Source organism: Paenarthrobacter sp. NyZ202, from assembly GCF_049860755.1.
Lineage (GTDB): Bacteria > Actinomycetota > Actinomycetes > Actinomycetales > Micrococcaceae > Arthrobacter.
The window spans coordinates 641,249-667,081 of sequence record NZ_CP187556.1 but is presented as its reverse complement, the minus strand read 5'-3'; the positions used below and the strand labels follow the sequence as shown (position 1 = coordinate 667,081).

Here is a 25,833-nt window from a genome sequence, read left to right as displayed (position 1 = left end):
ACAGTCAGCAGAAACCCCCGGCACTGACGTCAGTGCCGGGGGTTTTTGCTATGCGGGCCAGGTTTCCTGCTGCGCCAGTTGCGCCGTGAAATCCGTTTCCGGAAGCGGCCTGCCAAAGTAGTAGCCCTGCCCGCTGGTGCAACCGATGCTGCGCAAGGCCTCGGCCTGTTCAGCGGTCTCGATGCCCTCCCATACGCCGTCCAGCCCGCAGGATCGGATGACCTGCTGGATCGCGGCCAGGAAATCCAGCTGACCTGGTTCCTTGCAGAGGTCCCGGACAAACTCCCGGTCTACTTTCACCCGGTCCACCGGGAGCTTGCGGAGGTAGCCCATGGACGAGTACCCGGTACCGAAGTCGTCGATTTCCAGCCCGACGCCCAGACGGTGCAGGCTGAGCAGCGTGTAGCGGTCCAGTTCATTGTTCTGGATGATGGCGCTCTCGGTGAGTTCCAGGACCAGGGCTTCGGGTTCGAGGCCGGCCGCGGCCAGGGCCTCGCGCACGTCGTCGCCGAACTCCAGGCTTTGCAGGTCCGCGGCTGAGACATTGATGCGCATGGTGAAATGATGGCCCGCGGTGGCCGGGTCGTCACGCCACTTCCGGAGAGTGCGAACGGCTGTCCGAAGAACCCAGCGGCCCAGCTCGGCGATGAGCCCCGTGGATTCGGCGACCGGAATGAACTGGTCCGGCATGATCAGCCCATGCACCGGGTGCTTCCAGCGGACCAGCGCTTCAGTGCCCTGCAGGCGTCCCGTTTCCAGGTCAACGATCGGCTGGTAGTAGAGCACCAACTGGTCCGAACGGATCGCGTCCTGGAGTTCTGTTTCGATCTGGCGCTGCAGTTGGCGTGCGTGGAGCATGGCGGGCTGGAATGCCTTGAGCTTGTTGCGTCCCTCGGCCTTCGATTCCTCCACGGCCATGCCGGCTTCCTGCAGGAGATCGGCGGCCCGGTGATCCGGCTCCGCGACGCGCAAACCCATGCTGGCACCGCAGCGGAAGCTGCCTTCGCCGACGTCGATGTTTGGTTCCAGCGCCGCCAGGATGCGGTTCCCGACGGCGGTCGCCCGGCTCAGCGGCGTGGCGGGCAGAAGGATCGCGAATTCGTCGCCGCCCAGGCGGGTAACGACGTCGTCCTCCCTCACTGCCGAGCGGATGCGGGCCGCGACGGCGATCAGGATCTGGTCGGCTGCCTCGTGGCCGGCGGCCTTCCGGAGAGACCTGAATCCGTCCAGCTCGAGGAGCAGCAGGGCAGGTGCACCCGCCCCCTCCGAGGCTGCTTCCTTCGCCTTGAGGTACGCGTCCACCAAGGCGAGGCGGTTGCCCAGGCCCGTCAAGGGATCGGTCAGGGATTCCCTGGACTGCTGCTGCCGGCGGGCCTCATGGAGTTCACCCATCAGGGCATGGACCTGCCCCGCCAGCAGACGGATGCGGGAGTCGGCATCAAGGGATCCATGGCCGGCCTGGGAAAGCGCCGGTTCAAAAGTGCTCAAGTAAGTTCCAAGCGTCGCAAGGTGTCGTCCACAACGGTTTTTGGCTTGGCCATGGGGTTGCTGCGCTCGTCCATGAAAAGCCGGTAGGAGGCGACGTCCAGACGCCCGTCCCTCACCACCGATGTCCCCGAACGGTAAACCTGGTTCAACCAGGACCCGCCGAGGATCGCTTCGATCCAGGCATCGCATTCGGCCAGGGACAACTGGACACGGCTGCCGGTGCTGCGTCGATGCCCGGCGATGGAAACCGTAATGCAACTGCCAAGGAGGCCTTTGTCAGCGGTGAACCATGCCAGGCCTTCCACGTCCCCCACAATGGTGAGGTTCGCGTTGCCGTCCTCCACCGACTGCACCGGGCCCATCCGGACCGATCGCCGGGCCGCGTTGAGCGCGGTCGGTGTACCGGCCTGGTAGGGCGGGCTGGTGATGTCCTGGCGGAAACTCGCCAGTTCCTGCGTGTGCTGGACCTGGATCCTGGTGGTGAGTTGTGTGGTGGTCATGGTTTTCCCCCGTCGGCGATGGTGGCCGCACCCAGGCGGTCCGCTCCTACAATCCGGTTTCTTCCTTGTGATTTGGCGCTGTACAGGGCGGCATCTGCCACCTCGATCATGACGTTCAGGTCAGCTCCGGCCGGAATGCTGGAGGTGACCCCGTAACTGATGGTGGGGAAGGCGTGTCCTTCCGGCACCTCGGCGGTGGCCATGCGGCGGCTGATTTCCGCGGCGATGTCCTCCGCCCGGTCCTGGGTGGCACCGGGCAGGAACAGGATGAATTCCTCCCCGCCGTACCTGCCGATCAGGTCCGTGGAGCGTACCGAGGCCGTGCAGGCCTCGGCAAAGGCCTTCAGTGCGGCGTCGCCGGCGCGGTGGCCGTGTTCGTCGTTGACCAGCTTGAAGTGGTCCAGGTCCGCCAGGACTACCGCGGCACCTGAATTGGCGGCCCTAAGCCGGTTGAGTTCCGAGCCGGCGAGTTCCAGGAACGTGCCCCGGTTCAGGAGGCCGGTCAGATGGTCCCGGCTGGCCCTCTCGCGCAGGCCCCTGATCAGGTGGTCGCTGCTGAGCGCCGTCATGCTGAACGACACCGTCACCAGGAGCACCAGGGACACCAGGCCTGACGGGCCCGGCCCGAACCATGAGGTGAAGAGGTGGCTTCCCGGCCCTTCCAGCGCGTACACGGTCCAGCGGCCGAGGTAATAGGTTGCCAGCAAGCCCGCGGCCACCGACAGCGCCTTGTGCACCTGCGACTGGGCTGCCTCGATGAACCACAGGTCACGCGCGGCCAGCCCGATCCCCAGCGCCATCATGGCCAGGTAGACGAAGCCTCCGGACCATACATTGGACGCCGGGTTTTCCAGCATGGAGGCAACCGCGGTGACGGCTGGGCCCAAGGCCAGCTGCCAGGGAGTGGCTTTGAGGTCGCGCAAGGTCCGGGCGCCGGCAAAGACGCTGAAGGCTCCGGCCACCACCAGGACGTTGCCGGCGGGGTTGGCCCAGATCTGGTGGGGCGTGCCGTTGAGGAGGAAGGCGGCGTTGCCCAGCATGAACTCCAGCAGCGCGACGCTCCACCACCCCGCGTACGGCGAACGGGTGCGGCGGTAGGACAGGCAGAACAGGACCAGCAGTGTCACTGTTACCACGCCAAGGGCAACTCTTACTGAAAACGCATCGAGCACCATTGATCGCTCCTGCCACGTGGTCCCACGCCAATTTCTAACATGTCAGGGCTCCTGTCAACGCAGCGCCTTTCCACGCATTGGACGTGCCGGGAACCTTGTAATATCCACGGATTTCATAGGTCCAGGTACCAACCAACTGGATTCCGGAGGTATAAGTCCTTCCGGATGATTTGCTGAGGTCACCGGTGAACTCCAGAGCACCGCTGCGGTTGTACAGCTTGATTTCGTGGTAATTGGTGCGCGGCACCTGGTCGAAGGAGTTGACCACTACCGTCGCCTTGAGGCCGAAGGTGGAACAGGTCATGTGCACGTCGGCAGCGGCCGGTGCAGTGATCCGCAGGGCGCTATAGTGCGGCGCTTCGCTCCGGGTGTCCGAGAAGGCGGCAAACGCACCTGCCGGCGCCATCAGGCATGAACCAGCGACGGCGGCAGAGGTCGCCACGGCGCGCCAGGTATGGTTCCTGTTCATGCCGCCCGCCCCCTTAGCTGCTACCGGCTTTGCCCGTGGTTTCAGTGTGGTGGCTGCGGCTCAACCCTGCTGCGGCGTTTCCTCAAGATTCAATCAAGAAAACCCTCCGGCAGGCCGGTTCATAATGGGACCATGTGGATTGGGTGGATCGAATTCGATGTCCTTCTGGGCGACGTCCACAGCCTGAAGGAGAAGCGGTCCCTGGTTCGGCCGCTCGTTGCTGAACTCAAACGCCGTTTTGACGTTTCCGCCGCCGAGACGGGACTGCAGGACCAACACCGCAGGGCGATGATCGGTGCGGCGATGGTGTCTGCCGACCACGCCCACGTCACGGAGGTCCTGGACGCCGTGGAACGCTTGGTGGCGGCGCGTCCCGAGATTGAACTGCTGAGCGCCCGGCAGCGGGAGCTCCACAGCGAAGACTAGCTGGGCGTTCAGTAACCTATGACGGCCAACCTCGTGGAGTCGAGGTGTGCGTCGATCGCCTGGTGGGCTGCCTCCAGGCTGCGGCTGCGGAGGGCATCCACAATCAACTGGTGTTCCCGGAGGACGTCCCCGGCCCTGTCTGTTCCCCGGGTAACCGCGCGGACACCGATTCTGAGCTGCCGCTGCCGCAGCGATGAGTAGAAGTCCGCCAGGATGGGGTTGCCCCCGGCGCGGACCATCTGCGTATGGAACTCGGTGTCCAGCTCGATGAACCTGGCAGGGTCGTCCTTGGCCTCGTGCTGCTGGTCAATGATGTGCTGGAAACTGTCGATCTGCCCCTCGGCCATGCCCTCAAGGGCCAGGACGGCCCACTTTTCCACCACAGACCGTGCCTGGAGGATGGCGCGCACATCAGGGTCCGAGATCGGCGGCACGTAGGCCCCCTTGTGGGGAATCCTCTTGACGAAACCCTCCGCTTCAAGCCTAAGGAGCGCTTCCCTGACAGGCGTGCGGGAAGTGCCGGTCGTTTTCGCCAGGACTGCCTCGTTGAGGAACGTCTCTTCCTCCCGGGGCAAGGCGGCGATGTAGCTTTGCATCCACTGGTAAGCCACGTCGGGCTGCGACTGCGCAGCTGGTGTCATCTGGATCATGGAGAGCCTTTCTCGCGAAGCCCAGTATACGAGTTGCATTCAGCCATACTCGCTATAGACAGGTTGTATACAACTAGTCTACAGTGATGTTCCAGTGATTCAACTCACTGCCCGGAACCCCTCATCTCCGTGGAGACCGGCTCCCCCTGAATGCCGGCCCACCCGCAAAAGGATCCCCACCATGACCGATTTGAAGAAAGCAGAACTGAGGCAGCAAAAGCACTCGAGCCTCCCCGTAGTTGCTGCTTCGAGCCTGGCCGGCACCGCCGTGGAATGGTACGACTTCTTCCTCTACGGCACTGCGGCAGCACTGGTTTTCAACAAGCTCTTTTTCCCCACCGACGATCCCCTGGTAGGCACCATGCTCGCGTTGGGCACGTTCGCCGCCGGCTTCCTGGCGCGGCCCCTGGGCGCCATTGTCCTTGGCCACTTGGGTGACAAACATGGCCGCAGGGCCACGCTGGTGGCAAGCCTCATGCTCATGGGTGTTGCCACCACCCTCATCGCTTTCATTCCCGCCTATGCCGCGATCGGCATCGCGGCGCCCTTGCTGCTGCTGCTCCTGCGCCTCGTCCAAGGGTTTGCGCTGGGTGGCGAGTGGGGCGGCGCAGTCCTCCTTGTCTCCGAGCACAGCAACGACAGTGCACGGCGTGCCTTCTGGTCCTCGTGGCCGAACATGGGCCCGCCACTTGGAAACCTCATGGCCGCAGGTGTCCTGGCCATCCTGGCCGCCACCATGCCGGAAAGTGACTTCCTGGCCTGGGGTTGGCGGATCGCTTTCGGCCTCTCCGCGCTGCTGGTAGTCATTGGTTTGGTATTGCGTCTTTACGTCCAGGAGACGCCGCTGTTCAAGGAAGCACAGCGGAAGCGCGAAGCCACGGCCGCCAGCGAGCGCAAGATGCCCCTCGCCATCCTGTTCCGCCGGAACTGGCGGGAAATCCTGATCGCCACAGGCAGCCGAATGGGCGAAAACGCGGGCTTCTACATCTACTCGCTGTTCATCATCACCTACGTCACGCAGATCATGGGACTGCAGCGGCAGACGGGCCTCACCGCCGTCATGATCGGCCAGGCCGTCGCAGTCGTCGCCATCCCTGCCCTGGCCCTGTACGCAGACAAAGTCGGGCGCAAGCCCATCATGATCGGGGCTTCCGTAGCCACAGTTATCTGGGCCTTTGCGTTCTTCGCCCTGCTGAACACCGGCCAGGTCTGGGGAATCATCGCCGCTGCCGTCGGAGGCCTGCTGATCTTCGCAGCCTACAGCTCCGTGATCGGCGCCTTCTTCTCCGAACTCTTCCCCACCGATGTGCGGTACAGCGGAACTTCAGTGGCGTACAACCTCGCCTCCCTGATTGCCGGCTCGCTGTCCCCGATCATCGCACTGGCTCTGTACAGCGCCTTTGGCACCGGGTACGCGATCGGCATCTACCTCGCGGCGATGGGCCTGGTCTCCATGGTCTCCGTGATGTTCGCCAAGGAAACCAAGGACCTGCGGCTCAGCGACCTGGACGACCAGCCAAGCAACGCAAAGTAAGGAACCCACGAATGAAAATCGCACTCGTCCAAGTGGCCAGCCCGGACAATGAAAGCCGCGGGGAACGCCTCGAACGGGTCGAAGCCCTGCTCCGGACCATCAAGGGCGCCGAACTGATCGTGCTCCCGGAACTGTGGAGTGCCGGGTACTTTCACTTTGACCAGTACCAGGACCTTGCGGAAACAGTGGCGGGGCCAACGGTTTCCATGTGCTCCCGCGTAGCCAAGGACCTCGGCGTACACCTCCACATCGGAAGCATCGTGGAGGCCGGTGAGGACGGAGAACTCAGCAACACCTCCATCCTGCTGGGACCGGACGGCAGCGTGGTCCACACGTACCGCAAGATCCATGTCTTTGGCTACAAGTCCAAGGAAGCCGCCCTGCTCACAGCGGGGACATCATTGCCCGTGGCGGAACTTCCCTTCGGAACCACTGCCGGCATCACCTGCTATGACCTGCGGTTCCCGGGCCTGTGGATGGAGCTGAGCAACCGTGGCGCCGAGATCGTGATTGTTCCGGCCGCGTGGCCGGCAGCGCGGCGGGAACATTGGCGGCTGCTCACCTCTGCCCGGGCCGTGGAACACCAGATCTTCGTGATCGCCTGCAACGCCACCGGCACCCAGGAAGGCGTCGGGCTCGGTGGCCACAGCCGGGTGGTGGACCCCTCCGGGAACGTCCTGGCTGAGGCCAACGAGGACGAATCGGTGGTTTTGGTGGACATCGACCCTGCCCAGGTCAGCGCAGTCCGCCAGGAATTCCCCGTCATCAACGACCGCCTCGCGGCCTACGACTCTTTGACCGTCTAAGGAGAAACCCATGCAAACCAACAGGCACGTCCCCCTCACCTTCAGGGTGGTGGGAACAGACAAGACGATCACGGTGGCGGACTTCCACGCGGTGGTGGCAGGCTACACCGGCCGCGATCCCGAGGCAGTGCAGCACCACATCGACGAGCTCGCGGCCATCGGGGTCGCTCCGCCGCCCGAGGTCCCCATGTTCTACCGCATGGACGCGGACCTTTTTGAGACCTCGGGCGAGCACGAGGCCTCCGACAATCTCACCTCCGGCGAAATCGAGCCGTTGTACATCCGCCATGAGGGCAAGTTCTACCTCGGCATCGGTTCCGACCACACCGACCGTGACATCGAAGCCCGGGACATCGGCGAGTCCAAACGGGCCTGCCCCAAACCCGTCGCCGGCGAGGTGATCGCCGTCGACTCCTTGGAAGAGCTGGACCTGGACCAATGCATGGCTCGCTCCTGGGTGGACGGCGGGCTGTACCAAGAGGGTCCGCTGAGCGGCCTGCGTAAGCCGGCTGACGTCGTCGAACGCCTTCTGGCGCGAACGGACATCGGTGACGCCGACTTCATGTGCCTCGGCGGCACTTTGCCGCTGCTGAACGGAAAGTTCGTTGACGGAACTTCCTGGAAGTTGGAGCTCTCGTTCCCGAATGGGACCACCATTGAACATAACTACAAAATCAAGAAAGGCTCACTCTGATGAGGACCGGAAAAGAGTATTTGAAGTCCCTGAACGACGGCCGGACGGTGATCCTCGACGGTGAGGTGGTCGGCAACGTGCTGGAACACCCGGCCTTCGCCAAGGTTGCCCACACCATGTCCGAACTGTTCGACATCGCAGCGGACCCCGCCAACGGCATGCAGTTCCACTCGGAGGAAATCGACGGTCCCGCAAACCGTACCTTCGCAGCTCCGCGCAGCCAGGAGGAACTGGTCCTGCGCCGCCAGGCCATCGAAAAGTGGGCCAAGCACACCCACGGCTGGGTTGGCCGCAGCCCGGACCACGTTGGCACGTTCTTCGCCGCCTTCGGCTCGCACCCGGACGTCTTCGCCAACGAGGAACGCGACTTCGCCGGCAATGTGGAGCGTTACTACAAGAAGGTCCTGGCCGAGAACCTGTACCTTTCCTACGCGATCATTCCGCCGCAGGTCTCCCGCGCAACCACAGCGTCAGGCTGGGAAGGCGAATACCTGCAGGTCGGCGTCGTGCGTGAAACCGAGGAGGGCATAGTTGTCCGCGGTTCGCAGATGCTGGCCACCGGCGCCGCAATCGCCGACGAAGTCTTCGTCACCTGCATCAAGCCGCTCGGACCGGACGATGTGGACTTCGCCGTCAGCTTCGCCGTCCCGGTGGCGACCGATGGCCTCAAGCTGTACTGCCGCCGCCCGTTCGCACCGGCTGCCACCAGCGACTTCGACTACCCGCTCACCAGCCACTACGACGAGCCCGATGCCCTGGTGGTGTTCGACGACGTCCTCATCCCGTGGGACCGGGTGTTCATCAACCGGAACATCGACACCCTCCGCCGGCAGTTCTTCGACACCGGCGCCCACGCCCTCGGCAACTGGCAAGCCCAGATCCGGTTCTCCACCAAGCTGAAGTTCATCGCTTCGGTGGCCCGCAAGGTCACGCAGGTCAACGGAACGGACAAGATCCCCGGCGTGCAGGAAAAGCTCGGCGAGCTCGCCGCCATAGTCCAGTCGGTTGAGTCGGCGGTCCTCGCCGCCGAATACACGGCGACAACCGACGACGCCGGGATGCGGGTTCCGGGGAAAGCGGCACTGTACGGGGCCATGGGCCTGCAGTCTGAAACCTACCCCCGCGTGATCTCCATCCTCCGCGACCTGGTGGGTGGCGGCGTACTCCAGCTGCCCTCGAGCGTTGCGGACATGACCAGCAGCGTGACCCGTCCGGACATGGAACGCTACGTCCAGTCCCCCGGCGTCGCCAGCGAGGAACGTGTGAAGCTCTTCAAGCTGGCCTGGGACATCATCGGCTCGGAGTTCGCCGGCCGCCACCAGCAGTACGAGATGTTCTACGCCGGGGCACCGTTCGTGGTCCGTGGCGCCTACACCTACCGGAACTACGGCTACGACGCACTGGTGGCCGAGCTGGATACGTTCCTGGGTTCGTACAGCATCAGCTCAGAATCGGAAGGGATCTGACCATGGCCAAGCCGGAATTTGAGTTCACCCCCACGGACTCGGTGGAGTTCGCACCCTGCAACCCGCACATCGAGGGCCTGTCCGAGGCCATCCTCGCCCGGGATTCGGACAACGACAGCGTCACCAGGATCCTGAAGTTCGAACCCGGCACGGATACCTCCCCCAACGGCGTCCTGACCCACGATTTCTGGGAAGAGGTCTTCATTTTCGAAGGTTCGTTCGTGGACCAGCGGCTCGGCAAGACCTTTAAGGCCGGCGACTGGGCCACCCGTCCCCCGGGCATGGAGCACGGCCCGTGGGTTTCCGAGAACGGCGCCAAGATGTTCGAGGTCCGGTACTACACCGATCCGGCGCAAACCGGGCGGAGGAACTGACATGAGCCTCGCACCGCTTTTCACGGTTCCCGATGCCATGGGCATGCGCCGCGCTATGGGCCGGTTCCTCACGGGTGTCGCCGTGGTGACCACCAGGCACGAGGACGAGCTTTACGGGATGACCATCAGCTCGCTGACGTCCATCAGCCTGGAACCGCCCATCCTCATGATTTCGCTGAACTTCGGCACCCGGACCGGCGATGCCCTGATGGAAAGCGGCAAGTTCGCAGTCTCGATTCTCGGGTCCAAACAGGAGTCGATCGCGCGACGGTTCGCAGTGCGCGGCGGGAACCGCTTCGACGAGGGCGATTTCGACGTCACCGAGAGCGGCTTGCCGGTCATCAAGGGCGCCCTGGCCCAGGCGGACTGCACGGTAGTGCAAAAGTACGACGTCGGCGATCACCAGGTCTTCTTCGGACAGGTCACCACCTGCCGGGACCGGGACGGCGAGGTGCTGGCGTTCAAGGCGGGCCGCTTCGGTTCGTTCAGCGACTTCGGCCACGCCGAGATTCCCTGGATGTTCTAGCGGGCATCAGTGGCTGCGCCTCCACCACCAACTTTGGCGCACGAACGCCCCCGACACGCCCATCCCAGGGCGCGTCGGGGGCGTTTCGCGTTCAAAGTGGGTGGTGGCGGTACAGCCTAGGCGATGGTCAGTTCGCCCATCCGGTCCCAGCCGGTTCCATCGATCTGGCGGCTGACAATGTACGGAGTCGCTGCCAGCGCCTGGGGCATGTCGGCCATGGCTTTCTTGAAGTGTTCGCTGGTGACATGGGCTTCGGCAGCGTCATCCTGGAAAGCTTCCACCAGGACGAATTCGTTGGGGTCGTCCACGCTGCGGGACCAGTCGAACCAGAGATTGCCCGGTTCCTTGCGGGTGGCTTCGGTAAAGTCGGCCACCAGGTCCAGCCAGCGCTCGGACCATTCGGGCTTGACGGGGAACTTGACCACAATGAAAATCACGGGTTGTCGCCTTTCGTTGAACTGCAGATCCTTCCCATTCTGTCACTGCCGTTAAATGCCCGACGGCGGTCCGCACCTTAAGGTGCCGGCCGCCGTCGAACGCTGTTTTGGCTTGGTTGTGCTACTTCCGGGTCCTGCCTATTTGGAGGTCCCCTGGGACACCGAACCCTGCAGCTGGCGCTGGAAGATCACGTAGACGATCAACACGGGAATCACGGTGACGCTGACCGCGGCAAACAGAGCACCGTAATCAACCGCATACCCCATCTGGCCTGCAAAAGCTGCCAGCTCCTGGGAGAGGACCCTGGGCCCGGCGGCGTTGATGGAGACGGGGATGAGGAACTGGTTCCACAGGCCCAGGAAGTTGAAGATGGCTACCGATGCCAGGCCGGGCTTGGCCATGGGAAGCATCACCTGGAAAAAGGTCCGCCACTCTCCTGCACCGTCCAGGGCCGCGGCTTCGGTGATCTCGTGCGGCAGGGACTTGAAGAACGAGAAGAGGAAGAACACCGTGAAGGGCAGGGCGAACCCGACGTACACGATGATCAGGCCGGGCAACGTGTTGAGCAGGCCCATGTTCCTCAGGACGAAGAACAGGGGAACCATGGCCAGGAAGATCGGGAACGTCAGTCCCGCGAGCATCAGGTAGTAGATGGCACGGCTGCCCGGGAAGGTGTAGCGGGCCAAAACGTAGGCGCACATGGCGCCGAGGACCATCACGATCACCAGGGCCGCCGCGACCACCAGGACGGAATTCAGGAAGGCGCTGCCGATTCCGGCGTCGCTCCATGCCTTGACGTAGTTGTCCAGCCGCCATTGCCCGGGAAGCGCGAAGGGCGAGGCGAAAATCTCGCTGGAGGTTTTGAATGACGACATGAAGGTCCACAGGAGCGGCAGGATCACGATCAGGGTCCACACCGTCAATGCCGTGTGCGAGACGGCACCCACCACTTTGTCGCCGGGACTTGTGGCCGGCGTGCGGGGTTGGAAGTGCAGTGACTTCATCTGCCGGGTTGAAACATCCGTTGCCATTAGAGGCTCACATCCTTATCGCCGCCGGTGAGCTTGTTGACCGCGAATACCAGGCCGGAGAAGATCAGCGTGGCGATCGCCAGGACAACGCCCATGGCACTTGCCAGGCCGAACTGTCCCTTGCTGAAGGCGGTGAAGAACAACTGCTGCGCCATGACCAGGGTTGAGTTGTCCGGGCCGCCGCCGGAGTTGAGGGCTGCCATGTACACGAAGGCGTCCAGGGCCAGGATGCCCATGTAGATGTAGGCCGTCTGGATGTTGTCGCGGATCAGCGGGATGGTGATGGACACGGCGGTACGGAACCGTCCGGCGCCGTCGATCCTGGCAGCTTCGAACAATTCGGCGGGAATGCCCTTGATACCGGCCACGAACAGGACCATGTAAAAGCCCACGAAGCCCCACACGATCACGAACATGGTGGCGATCATGGCGGTGTTCTTGTCTCCCAGCCAGGCGAAATCCTTGAACTGGTCAAGGCCCAGTCCGGTCAGGATGCCGTTGAGGAGGCCGCCGGAGGGATCGTAGATCTGGCCCCACATGATGCCGATCGCGATGGCCGGGATGGTGTACGGGAAGAAGGACACCACCCGGTAGAAACTGGAGTTGCGGAGGCCCTTGATCTGGCCTTTGCTGCTGCCGCCCACGGTGACCAGCGACGCGAGCACAAGGCTCAGGACTATGGTGATGACCGGCAGGAAGATGACCAGGAGGATGTTGTTGCCCATGGCCTTCATGAAGATGTCGTCCGTGAAGATCCGGGCGTAGTTCTCCAGGCCGATGAAGTTCTGCGTGGGAGAGAACCCTGACCAGTCCGTGAGCGAGTACCCGAACGCCTGCACGAAGGGCCAGATCACGAACAACAGGTAGATCGCCAGGGGAAGGCCAAGGAAGACAGCGAAGAAGCTGATCTTGTCCCATGTCAGCGGTTTGCGCCGCCGCCTGGTTACCTGCGGTGGCGCCACGGCCGGAACGACGGCGGCCGCGAGGCCGTCGCCGCTCCGGCTCTGTTGAGCTTTCACTACGGTCACTTCACTTCAATCTTCTTGACCGAGCTGTCGTTGCGGACCTTGTCGGTGATCTTCTGCAGCTCCGAGGTCAGCGTTGCGACGTCCGACTTACCGTCCAGGAAGGTGTTCCAGACAACCAGCTGGTCCTTGTTGGTGCCGTACAGGTCGATGAAGTTCCAGGTGTAGATGTCCTCCCCTGCGTCCTTGAGGAGCTTGGTCTGGGACACGAGCGCCGTGGATCCGAAGCCGTCTTCAGGGACCGTGTCCTTGACGATGGTCGGTGCAAGCTTGGTCTTGGCGAAGTTGGTGGCTGCCTCCTTGGAGAGCATGACGCGGAGCAATTCCTTGCCGCCGGCCACGTTCTTGCCTTGTGAGGGAACGATGAAAGGTTCACCGGCCGCGCTGTGCAGTGCGGTGTACGGCATCTTGGGGCTGGCGCTCACGGAGGGCACGGGTGCACCCATCATGTTGAAGCCGGCCTTGGTTTGGTCCTTCATCTCGTTTTCGATCCACGAGCCGGACGGGTAGAACACTGCTTCCTGCGCGTTGCTCCACTGCGCCTGGGCGGCTGTGAACTGCGTGCCGGAGCCACCGGGCTTGAAGAAGCCGGCTTTGACGATCTTGTCCAGTGCAGTGAAGACGGACTGGATGGCCGGGTGGGACCAGCAGTTCTCCTTGAGGTTCTCCAAGGCCAGCCGGACTTCGTCGCCGCCTTCCTTGATGGCCGAAGCAATCGCCATCTCCTGGTAATAGGTGGCGGCCTCCTTGCCCCACACGAACAGGTACTTGCCCTTGGCCTTGGCTTGCTCGCCGAGGGCATACATTTCGTCCCACGTCTTGGGAACAGTCCAGCCGTTTTCCTTCAGCAGCGCATCCGAGTACCACACGGCGAAGACGGTGAGCACGTAGTTAAGCGCGGCCAACTTGCCGTCAAAGGTACCCGGGGCGAGGACGCCGGTGTACAGGGTGTCCTTGATGACCTTCCCTTCGAGGTTCTTGGCTTCCACCAGGCTGGTCAGGTCCTCGAGCTGGGCAAGGATGGTGCTGAAGCCGATGGCCTTGGCGCCGGAGTTGTCAATCAGGTCCGGTGGATTGCCGCCGACGAAACGCGGCTGCAGTTCCTGGGCGATGTCGGTGGACGGGGCGATCTTGGCGGTGGAACCCGAGTGCGTGGACTCGAAGGTCTTGCCGGCAAACTCAACGTAATCGATCCCGTAGCCACCCTTGAAGATCACGGCGTCAACGGTGGACTTGTCGGCCATGCCGAACGGGTTGGTGTCGGAGACAGTTCCCGTCGGCCCTGCAGTGGTACCGCCACCGCCTGCTGCACATGACGCAATGGTTCCGCCCATGGGGACGAGCACCGCGGCAGCGAGTGCTCCGCGGAGGAATCCGCGGCGACCAAGGGACTGGTGCTGAACGTTCATTTCAAAACCCTCCAGTGACTCGTTATGTCGACTGTTGCGGCGGGGCGGCCGGAAAGTCGGACAGTCTGGGTTGGCGGCCCTGCAGTGCCAACCTTCGTGTGACATACTTCACCACGAATGATCGAAAATCAATATTTCCCGGGACTTTCGATCAAGATTTGTCAAAGCGTGATCTTTCTACGGACCCTCCGCCAAGGCCTTCCCGCACTCAGTGATTGCTTCCCTGGCGAGCTCCCTCTGGCGCTCAGTTCCCAGTCTTTCCGCCCATTGTTCGGCCAACTGGAACTCCACCATGGCCTCAGTGAAGCGCCCGTTACCGTGCAGAAACCAGCCCAGCCGCGTGTGCAAAACGATCATCCAGCGCTTGCTCCGATCATCATGCGCGGTGGAGGCGTACTCCAGGGCACTCCGCAGCCACGATTCGGCATGGGCGGCGTCGGCGGAAGACAGGGTATGGAGGGCGTCCACGGCGATAAAATCCTCACCAAGGTGGTCCGCCAGTTCTGCTGCCTGCTCCAGGAGGGGAACCGCCATGGCCGGGTGTCCCCCGGCATTAAGCACACGGCCACGTTCCAGCAGGATACGCACGCCGACCGTGGGCTCATCCCCGTCGATACCGTCCAAAAGCGCATCGGCTTCCTCGAAACGGCCCTGCAGGCTGATGGCCCGCCCCAGCTGGGTTGCGAGCTCGGCCCGCTCGTCGGGGTCGTAGATGTCCTCAATCATGGCCGCCCGGAACCGGGCCTCGGACGCAGCCGGATCACCGAAGTTCCAGAGTCGATCCAATGTTCCCTGATCCAGCATCCACCCGCTCCTGACCAGCCCACGGGCTGCAACGTTGGTTTGCACTATCAATCTAGCCCCATGTCAGCGGCGTGGGGAGAGGGCTGCCGGGCGTGTCAGGCGGGACCGGGATTGGCCAGCCGCGCCCAGCCCAGTTGCTCCTGCTGCCTCCGGCTCAGCGATGCCACCACGAGGTCGTAAGAGTCTTCCACGAGGTCATGGATCATGGTGTCGGGGAGGCTCCCGTCCAGCCGGACACCGTTCCAGTGGGTCTTGTTCATGTGCCACGCCCCCGTAATTTCCGGATGCGCCGCCCGCAGTTGTTCAGCGAGCGCAGGTTCGCACTTCAAGCTCACGGTCCAGTTGTCCGGGTCCATGGCGGACAGGGCGAACATTTTGGCCGGCTGCCTGGCCCCACCGGCGACGGCGGCACGCACCTTGAACACTGATAGTTCCGGGCCGAAGGGGAAGTCTTCGAACGCACCGGGGAAGCCGAGGCAGAGCTCGCGGAGGCCGGGAATGTCCATGGGATCGAGGGTACGCCGCGCTGCTACGCCGCGCCCAGGAAGTCTTCCAGCAACACCACTTCCAGGCCGGCTGCCAGCTGCGCGGCACGGAAGGCGGCCAGGTCCGCAGCGAATTCGGCACGGAAATGCATGAGCACAATGTCCCCGGGCCGGAGCGAATTTCCCACCTGGTAGTCCATCTTGCCGGCGTTGGCTTTGGCTTCCCACGTAACGATCGCCTTCATCCCCGCTGCCGCCACCGCCTGCCGCATAAGAGTCGAGTACGCGCCTCCCGGCGGCCGGAACAGCGTCGGCTTCCGCCCGTAGTGCTGGAGGGCGTACTCCTGCATCCCGGCGATGTCATTGAGCTGCTGCTGGTACCCCCACTGCCGCACCATGTTGATGTTGTGCGAGACCGTGTGGTTTTCCACCAGGCTGCCCTGCGCGTGGAATGCCTTGAAGAAGGCGGGGTTGTCCGCGATCGTGTCCCTGGTCAGGAACAGGGAGGCAGGATAGTCGTATTCGGCCATCAGGCGGATGGATTCCGGGGACTTGATGTTGCCGTCGTCGATCGTCAGGAAGACCACCGGGTGTTTCGTCTCGATTTTGGTGATGACCGGAGCCAGTCCACCCACCACGGGAGGCAACTGGTAGTCGGGGATGAAAGACCGGCGGATGCGCTTGGTGGCCGTTGGCGCCGGAGTTGCCCCGGAAGTAACGGGCGACGTCGGCACCTCGCCTCCCGCGCCCATGGCACCGTTGGCGGCCGGCACCGCAGGTGGGGTCGCTCCCGCACTGGGCGGCAGCTCCGGCGTCGTGCCCGTACCCGGGCTGCATGCGGTCAATCCAGCCAGGAGGGAAGCGCCGAATGCCCCGACAACCGTCCTTCTGCTGGGTGTGGAAAAGGACGCGGAAGAATGGTCGCCGCACATGGCCGTCCCCCAAGGCTCAAGGAATGATTCAGCTGCAATGTAGCAGAGGAACCGGCCGGAATTTCACAAGCCGTAATGCCAGCCTTCGCGTGCCGGGCAGGAGTTGACCACAACGTCCAAACCCGCATCCTTGGCGCGCTGGCAGGCCTCGTCGTCAAAAACCCCCAGCTGCAGCCACACGGCCTTGGCGCCAATGGCAATGGCCTGGTCGATGACCGCCCCCACGCGCTGGGAGTTGACGAAGCAGTCCACGACGTCAATCGGCTGCTTTTCCGGGGGTATCGCGTCGAGCGACGTATATCCCTTCTCGCCGTGCACGTCCTCGCCCTTGAGGTTCACCGGGATGATTTCCATCCCCATGCGGTCACGAACGTAGAGGGAAACATCGTAGGCTGAGCGCCACTCGTTGTTGCTAAGGCCCACAATGGCCCAGACACCCTTGGTTCGCATCAACCGGTCAACCACGGCGGGATCGTTGACGTGCATCATGGGGAAAGCCTACCCCCGGTGCTTCAACCAGCTTTTCAGCTTGTCCACGAACGACTGGAACTGCTGCTCCGAGCCGTTCCCCGTCAACGGCGGGAGCACCGGGCCTGGTTTGTTGACTGCGCCGGGCTTGTCAGGGGATGCCGTAGGCTTGGCCGCTGCCGCAGGCTTGCCGGGTTTCTGTTGGTCCCGCTGTGCCTGTTCCGGGTTGGCTTGGTGTTGCCCTGCCTGGTCTCGTGCTGCTTGGCCGGGCGGGTTGTGGGCCGTTCCGTTCGGGGCCTGCCGGCCTGCTTGGGTCGGCCCCTGCTCCGCAGCCCCGGCCGGGGCGTCCACTGCAGGAGTGCCCCCTCCGGCAGTGGACGGGACAGCGTTTCCTGCGGCGTTCCCGGCTGCGTTTCCTCCTGTGTTTCCGGCGGAGTCGTTAACTGGAAGCCCGCTGGATTCAGGTGCCGCCGGGGCTGGCCGGGCCGCAAGGGATTCCGGCGCAGGGTTGGTTGCGGGGGCGGGAGGCAGGGCCGACGGATCCACCCCGGCCCCGGGCTCAGTACTGACCTTCGGGGCGTCCGGGCCGGGCAGTGCCACCGGACCGGTGGACCCCTGCTGGGTAAACGTTCCCACCAAACCCTCAAGGAACGCCGGTGTGCGGCTGAAACCGGACGTTGCAGCAGCCACTCCACTGACACCAAGGCCCATGGCCGCCACTACAGCGGCACTGACCACAACGGTGCGGTGCTTGTTGCGCCAGCGTCGCTTGGAAAGTTGGTCGTGTGGACCGGCCAGCATGGCGGCCAACTCGCCCTGCGGGGTGGGCGCCGGAAGGTGCGCGAAAGAGCCCAGGGACAGGAGTGCCTGGTGGACGTCGCGCGAGCCGGCGAGATCGGCGTCGAGCAAGAGCTCGTCCACGATCCCTTCGCGTTCACTATCCCTGTACGTCATGACGACACGTATTCCTTTACTGCCGAATGCTCACGGAGCGTAATCAGTGCCCGCCGTTGCAGTTGCTTCACTGCGCCGGCGGTTTTCCCCATGATGTCGGCCACCTGCTCCACCGTGAGGCCGGCCACGATCCGGAGGGCGATGACCTCCCGTTGGTCGCTCCCAAGGTGATCCAGGAGTTTCATGACCTCCCGGGGTGCCAGCAGGGCCATGGCTTCCGACTCGGCGGAATCCGACTCGCGGGTGTCGCGTTCGGGCTCGAACTCGTGGTGTTCGGGTGCCCGGTTCTGCTTCCGGTGCTCGTCGACCATCCGGGCATGGGCCACCGAGAAGATGAAGGTCCGCAGCCCGGCTGCGCCACCGCTGAGGTCTTCCAACCGTGGCAGCACCGCCAGGAAAACGTCCTGTGTGACAGCTTCAGGATCGGTCACGCCCTTGGCGGTCAGGTAGCCAAGCACCGGTCCCGCGTAGGACTGGTAGACGGCGCTGAACAGTTCCGAGGTGTTGCCCCTGAGTGCTTGAAGCGCGTCGTCGGTCAAGGCGTCGGTCACAGAAGAGACTTTCGATCGGCGGCAGGTCCGTGGCTTGGAGCCGTGTCGTCCGCCTGTTGCTCGACGGGCGACCCCACCAAGATTATCTGCTCTGCCGGGCCGCCCAAAGGACGGTCGACCATGTCCTGCCGAAAAGCCACCGGGACAAGGAAGAGCCGAGCTGGAACATGATGGGGGACAAATTCCAACTCGGCCCTTTCAAAGAGGTAATCGCCCGGGTACGCCAAAGGGTTACGCGGGATACGGATTTTTTTGAAAACTTTTTCCGGAGGGGGTCCCGGCCACTACCCGGGAGCATCTGTGGGGGCTTCGTATCCTTCTGGAATCCGGGGAACGGAGGCGTCCGGCAACCCCGTAAAAACACGGGCAGCCGCGAGCTTGCCGCCCGGCCCCTCAAGCGCCACGGTCAGGCGCTGCGCGGTGGCAGCGGGGACCTGATGCAGGCGGCGGATCCCCACCGTCATGCCGGCTGCAACATCAACACCGTCGGCCTGAACACGGTGGCCGGTGATCCTCTGCCCGTCCGCCAGGTCCTCCACGAGCTCAAGGTGCCCGAACGTTACCGCAGCCGGGAAGGTCAGGGTGGCTCCGCCGTCGTGGTTTTCCACCACGGCCTCCACCGGGCCGGAGAGGCGGCGGTCCAGTTCCTGTTTCCACTCGCGCAGCCGGGCCCGGTCCCCGTCGGGGATGAGTCCGCGGCTGTCCGGCGGAAGATTCAGCAAAAGGTTGGCACCCATCCCCACGGAGCGGTAGTAGATGGCCAGGAGGTGTCCGGTGGTTTTGGGCTCGTCGTCAGGATGCCAGAACCAGCCCCGGCGGAGGGAGACATCGCACTCGGGTGGCAAGTACCGGGGCCCTCCCACACCGGAGCTCGAGTCCGTGTACTGGCTGTCCGCCGTCCGCTCAACCACGTAATTGACGGGGTCTTCGGCCAGCCCGTTCTCGTTGCCGACCCAGCGGATGGACGGCCGGCCCATGTTGAAGACCATGGCCTGGGGCTGGTGGCGGCTGACCACCGCCATGATCCGGTCCCAGTCGTATTCACGGCCCACGGAGCCCGCGCCGTCGAACCACAGCTCCATGAGCGGCCCGTACCCGGTGCAGAGCTCGGTGAGCTGCCGGACATAGAAATCGTCGTACGCGGCAGGGTCCGCGTAGCAGCCGGCGTTGCGGTCCCATGGCGAGAGGTACAGCCCCAGGCCGATCCCCTGCTCCGCGCACGCATCGGCAACCTCCCGGACGACGTCGCCGGCGCCGTTGCGCCACGGCGAGTGTGCCACCGAGTAGCCTGTGGTGGCCGTGGGCCAGAGGCAGAAGCCGTCGTGGTGCTTTGCCGTCAGGACCAGGTACCTGGCACCCGCTTCCTTGGCGGTGCGGACCCAGCTGCCGGCGTCGAGCATTGCCGGGTCGAAGGCGGCCGCCGGGACCGTGCCGTCGCTCCATTCCTTCCCCGCGAAGGTGTTGATGCCGAAGTGGATGAACACGCCGAACCCGAGGTGCTGCCAGTCCAGCTGCGCCGGGGTGGGGAGGGGACGGGGCACTGCGGGCTCCTGCCGTAGGCATTGTTGAACCAAGGCTAGCGGGGCCGGGCCTTCCGTCCCAGCACGGCCAAGGACCCGGCCAAGGGGCTGGCCAAGGACCCGGTCAAGGGGCGGACTCGAGCGCCCCCTTTACTCGGCAGGGATAGTCAGTAGGCTGAAAACACCATTTCCGAGTTCCAAGGAGAGATCATGACGCTTCCTCCGACTCACGAACCAGAGCCATTCCCGCCGGACCCGGGCCCGGTGCCTCCGCCGCCGGATCCCACAACACCTTTCCCGCCCAGCCCCATTCCGGACCCGAATCCGAGTCCCGGCCCCATGCCGGTGCCCGAGCCCGGGCCCGTCCCTCCTCATCCGGACCCCACCCATAATCCGGACCAGCCACCCATGTAGGCGGGCCATTACTGCTGCGGAAAATAATCAGTAGGCTTATGTTTGATCACTCCGGTCCTCCGATGCGAACGAACAGGAGCTGAATATGGCCCGGCCCCACACATCAACCGCCGTTTCCGTCAGCAAAGACCACAGACCGAATCTCTGGGCCGACTCCCTGGGCCGGACCGCCACCCGCGCAGCACAGATACTGCTGATCCTTACGGTTGCCGTGGTGGTGGTGTTCGCCCTGCTGCAGATCCGGCTCCTGGTCATCCCGGTCCTGATCGCGCTCATCCTGGCGGCAGCGATCGGACCATTCGTCAACATGCTCCGGCGGCGCGGCTGGCGGGGCGGGTTGGCCACGGGCGTGGCCTTCCTTGCCCTGCTGCTGGTGCTCGCCGGAGTCATCACCACCATCGTCCTGTCTGTGCGCAGCCAGTGGGACGAACTCATCAGCCAGGCGTCCGCAGGCCTGGACGAACTGGAAAACTTCCTGCTGACGGGGCCCTTCCCCCTGGACCGGGAGCAGCTCAACCAGGCGAGGGAGTCCGTGGTTGAGTTCGCCCAGAGCAGCCAGGTGCGCTCCGGCGCGGTCACCGGCCTGTCCGTGGTCGCAGAATTCCTCGCCGGTGCCAGCCTCATGGTGGTGATCCTCTTTTTCTTCCTGAAGGACGGCGCCAAGATCTGGAACTTTTTCCTGCGGCCCTTCAAGGGGGCCCGGGAAGCCAAGCTCCGCCGCGTGGGAAAGCGGACCATGGAAGTGCTGGGCGGCTACGTCCGGGGCACGACGATCGTTGCCCTGGTGGACACGGTGGCGATCGGCGCCGTGCTGCTGATCCTCCAGGTCCCGCTGGCGATCCCATTGGCCATCATCGTCTTCATCGGCGCCTTCATCCCACTGGTCGGTGCAACCGTTGCGGGCGTGCTGGCGGCGTTGGTGGCCCTTGTTGCCAACGGCCCCATAGTCGCCCTGATCGTGGTGGCTGTTGTCATCGCCGTCAACCAACTTGAAGGCGACCTCCTGCAGCCCATCGTGATGGGCAAGTCGCTCCAGCTGCACGCGTTGGTCATCCTGATGGCACTGACCGCCGGCACGATCCTCGCCGGCATCATCGGCGCAGTCCTCGCGGTGCCGCTCGCCGCCGTCGCCTGGGCGATCGTCCAGGTATGGACGGCTGAGGATCCCAACCTCGAACCCATGAATCCGGACCTGCCGCCGCCGAACAGCCAACCCACCTAGGACACGGCATCCGGTAGTCTTGTCGCGGTTGGCGAAGCAGGCCAACCACTCCACACAACTTCATCCATTGGGGGAAACATGACCAGGAAAGCACTCTTCGGAGCAGGCGCATCGGCCCTGCTGGTCCTCGCGCTCACCGCTTGCAGCAGCGGTTCAGGCACATCGTCAACCGCAACGTCATCACCGTCGGAAACCGCAACGCCCACTCCCACGGTCGCGAAGCAGTACACGAACGACGAGCTCATGGAACTGGTCAAGCAGATCAAGACTGCCGACGGGGCGGACCTGACGGTGATGAGCAGCGAGGACCTGGCCCAGGAGAACCCCATGAAGGCGCTCCTGAGCATGATGACCATTGAACCGGCCGAATGCGCCGACCTCGCTACGCTGGGTGGGTCCGAACCGCTTCCCGGCTCCACCACGGCCGCCGGCGCGGACGTAACCTCCGGGGCTGCAGGAGTCATGTCGGTAGTGACACTGACCTCCGGGGTGGACGCGGACGCCCTGAACAAGAGCGTTGAGGACAGCAGCGCGCACGCAGCCAAGTGCGCCACCATGACCCTGACCATGGCAGGACAGTCCCTCACGGTAGCCACGGAAAAGGTCGATGGCATCAGCAAGGTACCCGGAACCGTAGGCTACAAGACGGCGATGTCACTGCCCGACGGCCAGAAGCAATCCACCTACATGGCTTTCGCCATCAAGGACGGCGTCCTGATCTCGGCCACGGCATCGGGAAAGACCGCCGAAACCGAGGGTGCGGCAGCCGCAGGGGCATTGATGGACCAGGCAGCGGCCCTCATCAAGTAGCCCTCCACCACAAGCACACAGGCGCCTCCCCTGCCGTTCCCACGAGGTTAACCTCCCTGCCATCCTCCTTGCCTACCGTCAACCAGGGCTTGGGGAGAGCAAACGAAACAGAGGGAGGCGCCCATGTGCACCGGAGCAGACACCACACCACCCCGCAGCGACAGCGTGAAGCTGGCTGACCAAGAACTGAAGGCCATGGGGATGAGCCGGCGGCGGATCCTCCAATCGGCCGGAATACTGGCTGCAGGTAGTGCTGCCTCCACCGCTTTTGCCCACCCCGCCGGCGCCAACCCGGGCGGAAATGACCCCCAACTGACGTGGCTGGTGGGCGACCATCATGTGCACACCCAGTACAGCCACGATGCCAAGTACCTGATCAACCAGCAACTGGACGCTGCCCGGCGGTTCGGCGTGGACTGGCTGGCCTTCACGGAGCACAGCAACTTTGGCCATGCCAACAACGGCGGGGCGGTCAACTCCAACAAGGAGATCCAGGCGCAGCGGGCAGCACGTCCGGAACTGCTCATTTTCCAGGGCCTGGAGTGGTATATCCCTGCCGCCGAGCACGCCACTGTCCTGGTGGCGCCGGGTCCCCACGAAGTGGAACTCCTGCGGACCTTCGAACTGGTGTGGGACGGCAAGCTGAACCAGTGGGAGAAACCCACACCCGGGACTGCCCAGGCAGAAACCTTTGAGCGCAAGGCGGTGGAAGCCATCGCGTGGCTCGCACAGCAGCGCCGCAGCGGCTACATCGACGACGTCGTGGCCCTGGCCAACCACCCGCTTCGCCTCGGCATCGACTCGCCACACGAACTGCGCGCCTGGCGGGACGCCGCCCGCGACATCATGATCGGCATGGAAGGCGCGCCCGGCGCCCAGGGCTCCGGCGTCAGCACCTTCGCCCGGGCCGGTGACCAGCGCGGCGAATACACCAACAATCCCACGCAGTACAGCTACCCGGGCTACCCCGCAGACGCTTTCCGCCCGTATGGCGGCTTCGACTGGGCCACAGCCACTGTGGGAGGCGTATGGGACTCGATGCTCGCCGAGGGCCTGCCGTTCTGGATCACGTCCAACTCCGACAACCACCTCACGGTCAAGGACACCTGGAAGACCGGCGCCTACCCCGCGGAGGAGCCCTACCTCAGCCTGCCCAACGAGTTTGACCGATGGTCAGTAACCGGCAAGCGCCCCGACCCTTACGACACCGGCGAACTCCAGGGTGGCAGCGACTACTGGCCGGGTCAGTTCAGCAGGCTCCACACCGGGGTCACGGACCATTCCTACACGGGCGTGCTCGATGCCATGCGCAGGGGACGGATGTGGGTGGACCACGGTCACCTCCTGCAGGGGTTGGAGGTTCGGGTCCGCGAGGTTCGCGGCAACGGCGGCGGACGCAACGGCGTCACCCTTGGCTCGCGAATCAGCATCAGGCGGGGTGCCGACGTCGAAATTTCGATCACTGTCACGACGACGGGCTACCGCAACTCCGCGGGTATCCTCCCCGCACTGGCGCATGTGGATGTGATCGGCGGGCCGGTAACCGGCAGCCCGGCCGACCGGGATGCCATGCGGGCACCGGGAACGACAGTCTGGAACCAGATCGACGTGGCCGGCCGCACCGGAACGTTCACCGTCAAGCACACCATCAGGGATCTGCAGGAGTCCTGCTACTTCCGCCTCCGCGGCAGCGATGGGAACCGCCACGGCGCGGGTTACTACGGCGCTTCCGTGGATCCGGCCGGCCCCCTCCGGCACGGCAACAACCTGGGCGACGCCGATCCGTGGACCGACACGTGGTTCTACGCGAACCCCGTGTTCATCGACGTCCGGAGCTAGTCGAAAAACCCCACGATGTAACCGATGAAGTAGAGCAGGGACAGCAGAACCACCACGCCAATGATGGACATCCAGAGAACCTGGGTGCCTTTCCGCGGCGCACCCTCCTCATGACCCTGGGGTCCGGCGGTGGAAGCTTCACCCGGAGGTGTTTCCCCGGGAGGCACTCCCCCGCCGGGTTCCAGGCCAGTGAGCTTGTCTTCATAGGGATCTGGGTTGGTGCCTGACATCTTCACTCCCTTGATCGCGGATGTTTTCAGCCTAACCGGCAGTGCTGCCAGGGCCTAGGTATGGACAGTGGTCCTCGAGGATCCCGTACCCAGTGCGGCATCGATCAAAACGGATGCAGCCTCCCGGGCTTGGACTGCGGCTTCAGCGGTGCCTGCGATCGCCGCGGTGGTCTGGGCTCCTTCGGCAAGAATCGCGAGTTGTGCCGCCAGTTGCGCGGGCGCTCCGGCGTCCCGTGCCAGCGCGGCCACGTAGCGCTGGAATGACTCCTTGTGCTTGCGTGCGTAGTCGGCCACTTCGGGACTGACGGCGCCAAGTTCGGCGAAGCTGTTAATGAAACCGCAGCCGCGGAAACTGTCCTGGCGGAACCACACAGCAAGGTAGTCGAAGATGGCCAGAAGGCGCATGCGCGGTGATTCCGCCTGCTCTACGGCAGCGCCCAGGCCTTCGGTCCATGACTGGTGCCGCCGCTCCAGCACTGCCATCACGATGCTGCCCTTGGACGGAAACTCCTGGTACAGCTTTTTCAGGGAAACGCCCGCAGCGGTGCGGAGTTCGTCCATCCCGACAGACTGGATGCCCTTGGCGTTATAAAGATCGTCGGCGGTGGCGACGATGCGGGAGCGGACATCGGAAGAATCCATGGAGCCATTCTACTTGAACAGAGAACGATCGTTCTATAGGATGGCTTGCACAGCGGGAGAACGATCGTTCTCCCCGTCGAGACAAGGAGTGGTTTCCATGGGCTTCATCAAGGTCGGCACAGAAAACAGCACGGACATTGAGCTCTACTACGAGGACCACGGATCGGGCCGGCCCGTAGTCCTGATCCACGGCTACCCGCTGGACGGCGGCTCATGGGAGAAGCAGACCGCTGCCCTCCTGGAGGCGGGCTACCGGGTTGTCACCTATGACCGCCGCGGCTTCGGGAAGTCCAGCAAGCCGACCACCGGCTACGACTACGACACGTTTGCCGGGGACCTCAACACCGTTCTGGAAACCCTGGACCTGCAGGACGCAGTCCTGGTGGGCTTCTCCATGGGAACCGGTGAAGTTGGCCGCTACATCGGAACCTATGGCGAAGCACGCGTGGCCAAAGCGGTGTTCCTGGGGTCCCTGGAGCCTTACCTGCTGCAGACGGACGACAATCCCACCGGCGTTCCGTCCTCCATCTTCGACGGCATCCGCGACGCCGCCATCGAAGACCGCTACGCCTGGTTCAGCAACTTCTACAAGGACTTCTTCAACACGGACAACTTCCTGGGCAACCGCCTGAGCGAGGAAGCCCTGCGCAACGCGTGGAACGTTGCCGCCGGCTCTTCCTGGTACGCCTCCTTCGCCGTGGTGGACACCTGGCTGACCGACTTCCGTGCGGACATCGAAAAGATCACCGTCCCTGCGTTGATCGTGCACGGAACCGACGACCGGATCTTGCCCATCGATTCCACCGGACGCGAATTCACCAAGCGCCTGCCGTCGGCCGAATACGTGGAAATCGACAACGCCCCGCACGGCATGCTCTGGACGCACGGCTCCGAGATCAACGAAATCCTGCTCCGCTTCCTGGCCAAGTAGTTAAGAACGACGGCGGCAGG

At 64.0% G+C, this 25,833-nt stretch carries 29 protein-coding genes; 11 read left to right on the top strand and 18 right to left on the bottom strand.

Annotated features, from left to right (window positions below; translation table 11 throughout):
• Window positions 1-48: 48 nt before the first annotated feature.
• The 4 genes from ACPFL9_RS03285 to ACPFL9_RS03270 are packed head-to-tail and all read right to left on the bottom strand — an operon-like array spanning window position 49 to window position 3,632.
• Window positions 49-1,488 carry a putative bifunctional diguanylate cyclase/phosphodiesterase gene (locus ACPFL9_RS03285; RefSeq protein WP_426005826.1) on the bottom strand — a complete coding sequence of 480 codons (1,440 nt, stop codon included), beginning with the start codon at window positions 1,486-1,488 and terminating at the stop codon, window positions 49-51.
• Complete coding sequence (locus ACPFL9_RS03280) at window positions 1,485-1,988, bottom strand: hypothetical protein (protein ID WP_426005825.1); 504 nt, start codon at window positions 1,986-1,988, stop codon at window positions 1,485-1,487. Before ACPFL9_RS03280 ends, ACPFL9_RS03285 begins: the two co-directional genes overlap by 4 nt.
• Window positions 1,985-3,163: a diguanylate cyclase gene (locus ACPFL9_RS03275; RefSeq protein WP_426005824.1), complete on the bottom strand. Its 1,179-nt coding sequence runs from the start codon at window positions 3,161-3,163 to the stop codon at window positions 1,985-1,987. Before ACPFL9_RS03275 ends, ACPFL9_RS03280 begins: the two co-directional genes overlap by 4 nt.
• Before the next feature lie 34 nt (window positions 3,164-3,197).
• The gene (locus ACPFL9_RS03270) at window positions 3,198-3,632 is read right to left on the bottom strand and encodes a SipW-dependent-type signal peptide-containing protein (RefSeq protein WP_426005823.1); all 435 of its coding nucleotides are present in this window, start codon (window positions 3,630-3,632) and stop codon (window positions 3,198-3,200) included.
• Between the two features lie 132 nt (window positions 3,633-3,764).
• On the opposite strand from ACPFL9_RS03270, the gene ACPFL9_RS03265 reads away from it, so the two are divergent.
• Complete coding sequence (locus ACPFL9_RS03265) at window positions 3,765-4,058, top strand: DUF503 domain-containing protein (RefSeq protein WP_426005822.1); 294 nt, start codon at window positions 3,765-3,767, stop codon at window positions 4,056-4,058.
• 8 nt (window positions 4,059-4,066) lie between these two features.
• Here ACPFL9_RS03265 and ACPFL9_RS03260 read toward each other — a convergent pair whose 3' ends face one another.
• Entirely contained in the window at window positions 4,067-4,708 is a 642-nt protein-coding gene (locus ACPFL9_RS03260) for a GntR family transcriptional regulator (protein WP_426005821.1), read from the bottom strand.
• 181 nt (window positions 4,709-4,889) lie between these two features.
• Here ACPFL9_RS03260 and ACPFL9_RS03255 point away from each other — a divergent pair, with 181 nt between their 5' ends.
• The 6 genes from ACPFL9_RS03255 to ACPFL9_RS03230 are packed head-to-tail and all read left to right on the top strand — an operon-like array spanning window position 4,890 to window position 10,108.
• Complete coding sequence (locus ACPFL9_RS03255; protein WP_426005820.1) at window positions 4,890-6,242, top strand: MFS transporter; 1,353 nt, start codon at window positions 4,890-4,892, stop codon at window positions 6,240-6,242.
• An 11-nt stretch (window positions 6,243-6,253) separates the two neighbouring features.
• Window positions 6,254-7,048, top strand: coding sequence for a carbon-nitrogen family hydrolase (locus tag ACPFL9_RS03250; RefSeq protein ID WP_426005819.1), 795 nt, complete (start codon window positions 6,254-6,256; stop codon window positions 7,046-7,048).
• 10 nt (window positions 7,049-7,058) lie between these two features.
• Window positions 7,059-7,742, top strand: coding sequence for a DUF2848 family protein (locus ACPFL9_RS03245; RefSeq protein WP_426005817.1), 684 nt, complete (start codon window positions 7,059-7,061; stop codon window positions 7,740-7,742).
• Window positions 7,742-9,208 carry a 4-hydroxyphenylacetate 3-hydroxylase family protein gene (locus ACPFL9_RS03240; protein ID WP_426005816.1) on the top strand — a complete coding sequence of 489 codons (1,467 nt, stop codon included), beginning with the start codon at window positions 7,742-7,744 and terminating at the stop codon, window positions 9,206-9,208. The genes ACPFL9_RS03245 and ACPFL9_RS03240 overlap by 1 nt, the downstream gene beginning before the upstream one ends.
• Before the next feature lie 2 nt (window positions 9,209-9,210).
• Window positions 9,211-9,582 (top strand): cupin domain-containing protein, encoded by a 372-nt coding sequence (locus tag ACPFL9_RS03235; RefSeq protein WP_426005815.1) that lies wholly within the window; start codon window positions 9,211-9,213, stop codon window positions 9,580-9,582.
• A gap of 1 nt (window position 9,583) precedes the next feature.
• A complete protein-coding gene (locus ACPFL9_RS03230) occupies window positions 9,584-10,108 on the top strand; it encodes a flavin reductase family protein (protein WP_426005814.1) in 525 nt (174 codons plus the stop codon).
• A gap of 116 nt (window positions 10,109-10,224) precedes the next feature.
• On the opposite strand, the gene ACPFL9_RS03225 is transcribed toward ACPFL9_RS03230, so the two are convergent.
• The 11 genes from ACPFL9_RS03225 to ACPFL9_RS03175 all read right to left on the bottom strand — a co-directional run bounded on the left by ACPFL9_RS03225 (window position 10,225) and on the right by ACPFL9_RS03175 (window position 19,746).
• Window positions 10,225-10,545, bottom strand: coding sequence for a putative quinol monooxygenase (locus ACPFL9_RS03225; RefSeq protein ID WP_426005812.1), 321 nt, complete (start codon window positions 10,543-10,545; stop codon window positions 10,225-10,227).
• Window positions 10,546-10,683: 138 nt separating this feature from the next.
• On the bottom strand, window positions 10,684-11,577 hold the full coding sequence (locus ACPFL9_RS03220) for a carbohydrate ABC transporter permease (RefSeq protein WP_426005811.1): 894 nt from the start codon (window positions 11,575-11,577) through the stop codon (window positions 10,684-10,686).
• Window positions 11,577-12,605, bottom strand: coding sequence for a carbohydrate ABC transporter permease (locus ACPFL9_RS03215; RefSeq protein WP_426005810.1), 1,029 nt, complete (start codon window positions 12,603-12,605; stop codon window positions 11,577-11,579). The genes ACPFL9_RS03220 and ACPFL9_RS03215 overlap by 1 nt, the downstream gene beginning before the upstream one ends.
• The gene (ngcE, locus tag ACPFL9_RS03210) at window positions 12,602-14,011 is read right to left on the bottom strand and encodes an N-acetylglucosamine/diacetylchitobiose ABC transporter substrate-binding protein (RefSeq protein ID WP_426005809.1); all 1,410 of its coding nucleotides are present in this window, start codon (window positions 14,009-14,011) and stop codon (window positions 12,602-12,604) included. The genes ACPFL9_RS03215 and ngcE overlap by 4 nt, the downstream gene beginning before the upstream one ends.
• A gap of 177 nt (window positions 14,012-14,188) precedes the next feature.
• Window positions 14,189-14,860 (bottom strand): hypothetical protein, encoded by a 672-nt coding sequence (locus ACPFL9_RS03205; protein WP_426005808.1) that lies wholly within the window; start codon window positions 14,858-14,860, stop codon window positions 14,189-14,191.
• Between the two features lie 50 nt (window positions 14,861-14,910).
• Window positions 14,911-15,321: an MmcQ/YjbR family DNA-binding protein gene (locus ACPFL9_RS03200; RefSeq protein ID WP_426005807.1), complete on the bottom strand. Its 411-nt coding sequence runs from the start codon at window positions 15,319-15,321 to the stop codon at window positions 14,911-14,913.
• A gap of 23 nt (window positions 15,322-15,344) precedes the next feature.
• Window positions 15,345-16,145: a polysaccharide deacetylase family protein gene (locus tag ACPFL9_RS03195; RefSeq protein WP_426005806.1), complete on the bottom strand. Its 801-nt coding sequence runs from the start codon at window positions 16,143-16,145 to the stop codon at window positions 15,345-15,347.
• Window positions 16,146-16,295: 150 nt separating this feature from the next.
• Complete coding sequence (locus tag ACPFL9_RS03190; RefSeq protein ID WP_426005805.1) at window positions 16,296-16,721, bottom strand: CoA-binding protein; 426 nt, start codon at window positions 16,719-16,721, stop codon at window positions 16,296-16,298.
• A 9-nt stretch (window positions 16,722-16,730) separates the two neighbouring features.
• On the bottom strand, window positions 16,731-17,654 hold the full coding sequence (locus tag ACPFL9_RS03185) for a hypothetical protein (protein WP_426005804.1): 924 nt from the start codon (window positions 17,652-17,654) through the stop codon (window positions 16,731-16,733).
• A complete protein-coding gene (locus tag ACPFL9_RS03180) occupies window positions 17,651-18,205 on the bottom strand; it encodes an RNA polymerase sigma factor (RefSeq protein WP_426005803.1) in 555 nt (184 codons plus the stop codon). Before ACPFL9_RS03180 ends, ACPFL9_RS03185 begins: the two co-directional genes overlap by 4 nt.
• Before the next feature lie 284 nt (window positions 18,206-18,489).
• Window positions 18,490-19,746 (bottom strand): alpha-L-fucosidase, encoded by a 1,257-nt coding sequence (locus ACPFL9_RS03175; RefSeq protein WP_426005801.1) that lies wholly within the window; start codon window positions 19,744-19,746, stop codon window positions 18,490-18,492.
• 478 nt (window positions 19,747-20,224) lie between these two features.
• Between ACPFL9_RS03175 and ACPFL9_RS03170 the strand changes: the two genes are divergently transcribed.
• From ACPFL9_RS03170 to ACPFL9_RS03160, 3 genes are all read left to right on the top strand, one after another.
• Window positions 20,225-21,361, top strand: a complete 1,137-nt coding sequence (locus ACPFL9_RS03170) for an AI-2E family transporter (protein ID WP_426005800.1) — start codon at window positions 20,225-20,227, stop codon at window positions 21,359-21,361.
• Window positions 21,362-21,439: 78 nt separating this feature from the next.
• Complete coding sequence (locus ACPFL9_RS03165; RefSeq protein ID WP_426005799.1) at window positions 21,440-22,171, top strand: hypothetical protein; 732 nt, start codon at window positions 21,440-21,442, stop codon at window positions 22,169-22,171.
• Window positions 22,172-22,294: 123 nt separating this feature from the next.
• Window positions 22,295-24,010: a PHP domain-containing protein gene (locus tag ACPFL9_RS03160; RefSeq protein WP_426005798.1), complete on the top strand. Its 1,716-nt coding sequence runs from the start codon at window positions 22,295-22,297 to the stop codon at window positions 24,008-24,010.
• On the opposite strand, the gene ACPFL9_RS03155 is transcribed toward ACPFL9_RS03160, so the two are convergent.
• Entirely contained in the window at window positions 24,007-24,240 is a 234-nt protein-coding gene (locus ACPFL9_RS03155) for a DUF6480 family protein (protein ID WP_426005797.1), read from the bottom strand. The genes ACPFL9_RS03160 and ACPFL9_RS03155 overlap by 4 nt on opposite strands.
• A gap of 54 nt (window positions 24,241-24,294) precedes the next feature.
• Window positions 24,295-24,882 (bottom strand): TetR/AcrR family transcriptional regulator, encoded by a 588-nt coding sequence (locus ACPFL9_RS03150; RefSeq protein WP_426005795.1) that lies wholly within the window; start codon window positions 24,880-24,882, stop codon window positions 24,295-24,297.
• A gap of 97 nt (window positions 24,883-24,979) precedes the next feature.
• On the opposite strand from ACPFL9_RS03150, the gene ACPFL9_RS03145 reads away from it, so the two are divergent.
• Complete coding sequence (locus ACPFL9_RS03145; protein WP_426005794.1) at window positions 24,980-25,813, top strand: alpha/beta fold hydrolase; 834 nt, start codon at window positions 24,980-24,982, stop codon at window positions 25,811-25,813.
• The last annotated feature ends 20 nt before the right edge of the window (window positions 25,814-25,833 follow it).

Bases quoted from the DNA above. Each gene is read 5' to 3' on its own strand.
- ACPFL9_RS03235 (WP_426005815.1), top strand. From the start codon at position 9,211: ATGGCCAAGCCGGAATTTGAGTTCACCCCCACGGACTCGGTGGAGTTC.
- ACPFL9_RS03220 (WP_426005811.1), bottom strand. From the start codon at position 11,577: ATGGCAACGGATGTTTCAACCCGGCAGATGAAGTCACTGCACTTCCAA.
- ACPFL9_RS03190 (WP_426005805.1), bottom strand. From the start codon at position 16,721: ATGATGCACGTCAACGATCCCGCCGTGGTTGACCGGTTGATGCGAACC.
- ACPFL9_RS03260 (WP_426005821.1), bottom strand. From the start codon at position 4,708: ATGATCCAGATGACACCAGCTGCGCAGTCGCAGCCCGACGTGGCTTAC.
- ACPFL9_RS03265 (WP_426005822.1), top strand. From the start codon at position 3,765: ATGTGGATTGGGTGGATCGAATTCGATGTCCTTCTGGGCGACGTCCAC.
- ngcE (WP_426005809.1), bottom strand. From the start codon at position 14,011: ATGAACGTTCAGCACCAGTCCCTTGGTCGCCGCGGATTCCTCCGCGGA.
- ACPFL9_RS03200 (WP_426005807.1), bottom strand. From the start codon at position 15,321: ATGGACATTCCCGGCCTCCGCGAGCTCTGCCTCGGCTTCCCCGGTGCG.
- ACPFL9_RS03230 (WP_426005814.1), top strand. From the start codon at position 9,584: ATGAGCCTCGCACCGCTTTTCACGGTTCCCGATGCCATGGGCATGCGC.
- ACPFL9_RS03275 (WP_426005824.1), bottom strand. From the start codon at position 3,163: ATGGTGCTCGATGCGTTTTCAGTAAGAGTTGCCCTTGGCGTGGTAACA.
- ACPFL9_RS03160 (WP_426005798.1), top strand. From the start codon at position 22,295: ATGTGCACCGGAGCAGACACCACACCACCCCGCAGCGACAGCGTGAAG.
- ACPFL9_RS03170 (WP_426005800.1), top strand. From the start codon at position 20,225: ATGGCCCGGCCCCACACATCAACCGCCGTTTCCGTCAGCAAAGACCAC.
- ACPFL9_RS03245 (WP_426005817.1), top strand. From the start codon at position 7,059: ATGCAAACCAACAGGCACGTCCCCCTCACCTTCAGGGTGGTGGGAACA.
- ACPFL9_RS03185 (WP_426005804.1), bottom strand. From the start codon at position 17,654: ATGACGTACAGGGATAGTGAACGCGAAGGGATCGTGGACGAGCTCTTG.
- ACPFL9_RS03255 (WP_426005820.1), top strand. From the start codon at position 4,890: ATGACCGATTTGAAGAAAGCAGAACTGAGGCAGCAAAAGCACTCGAGC.
- ACPFL9_RS03145 (WP_426005794.1), top strand. From the start codon at position 24,980: ATGGGCTTCATCAAGGTCGGCACAGAAAACAGCACGGACATTGAGCTC.
- ACPFL9_RS03240 (WP_426005816.1), top strand. From the start codon at position 7,742: ATGAGGACCGGAAAAGAGTATTTGAAGTCCCTGAACGACGGCCGGACG.
- ACPFL9_RS03270 (WP_426005823.1), bottom strand. From the start codon at position 3,632: ATGAACAGGAACCATACCTGGCGCGCCGTGGCGACCTCTGCCGCCGTC.
- ACPFL9_RS03150 (WP_426005795.1), bottom strand. From the start codon at position 24,882: ATGGATTCTTCCGATGTCCGCTCCCGCATCGTCGCCACCGCCGACGAT.
- ACPFL9_RS03250 (WP_426005819.1), top strand. From the start codon at position 6,254: ATGAAAATCGCACTCGTCCAAGTGGCCAGCCCGGACAATGAAAGCCGC.
- ACPFL9_RS03280 (WP_426005825.1), bottom strand. From the start codon at position 1,988: ATGACCACCACACAACTCACCACCAGGATCCAGGTCCAGCACACGCAG.
- ACPFL9_RS03155 (WP_426005797.1), bottom strand. From the start codon at position 24,240: ATGTCAGGCACCAACCCAGATCCCTATGAAGACAAGCTCACTGGCCTG.
- ACPFL9_RS03165 (WP_426005799.1), top strand. From the start codon at position 21,440: ATGACCAGGAAAGCACTCTTCGGAGCAGGCGCATCGGCCCTGCTGGTC.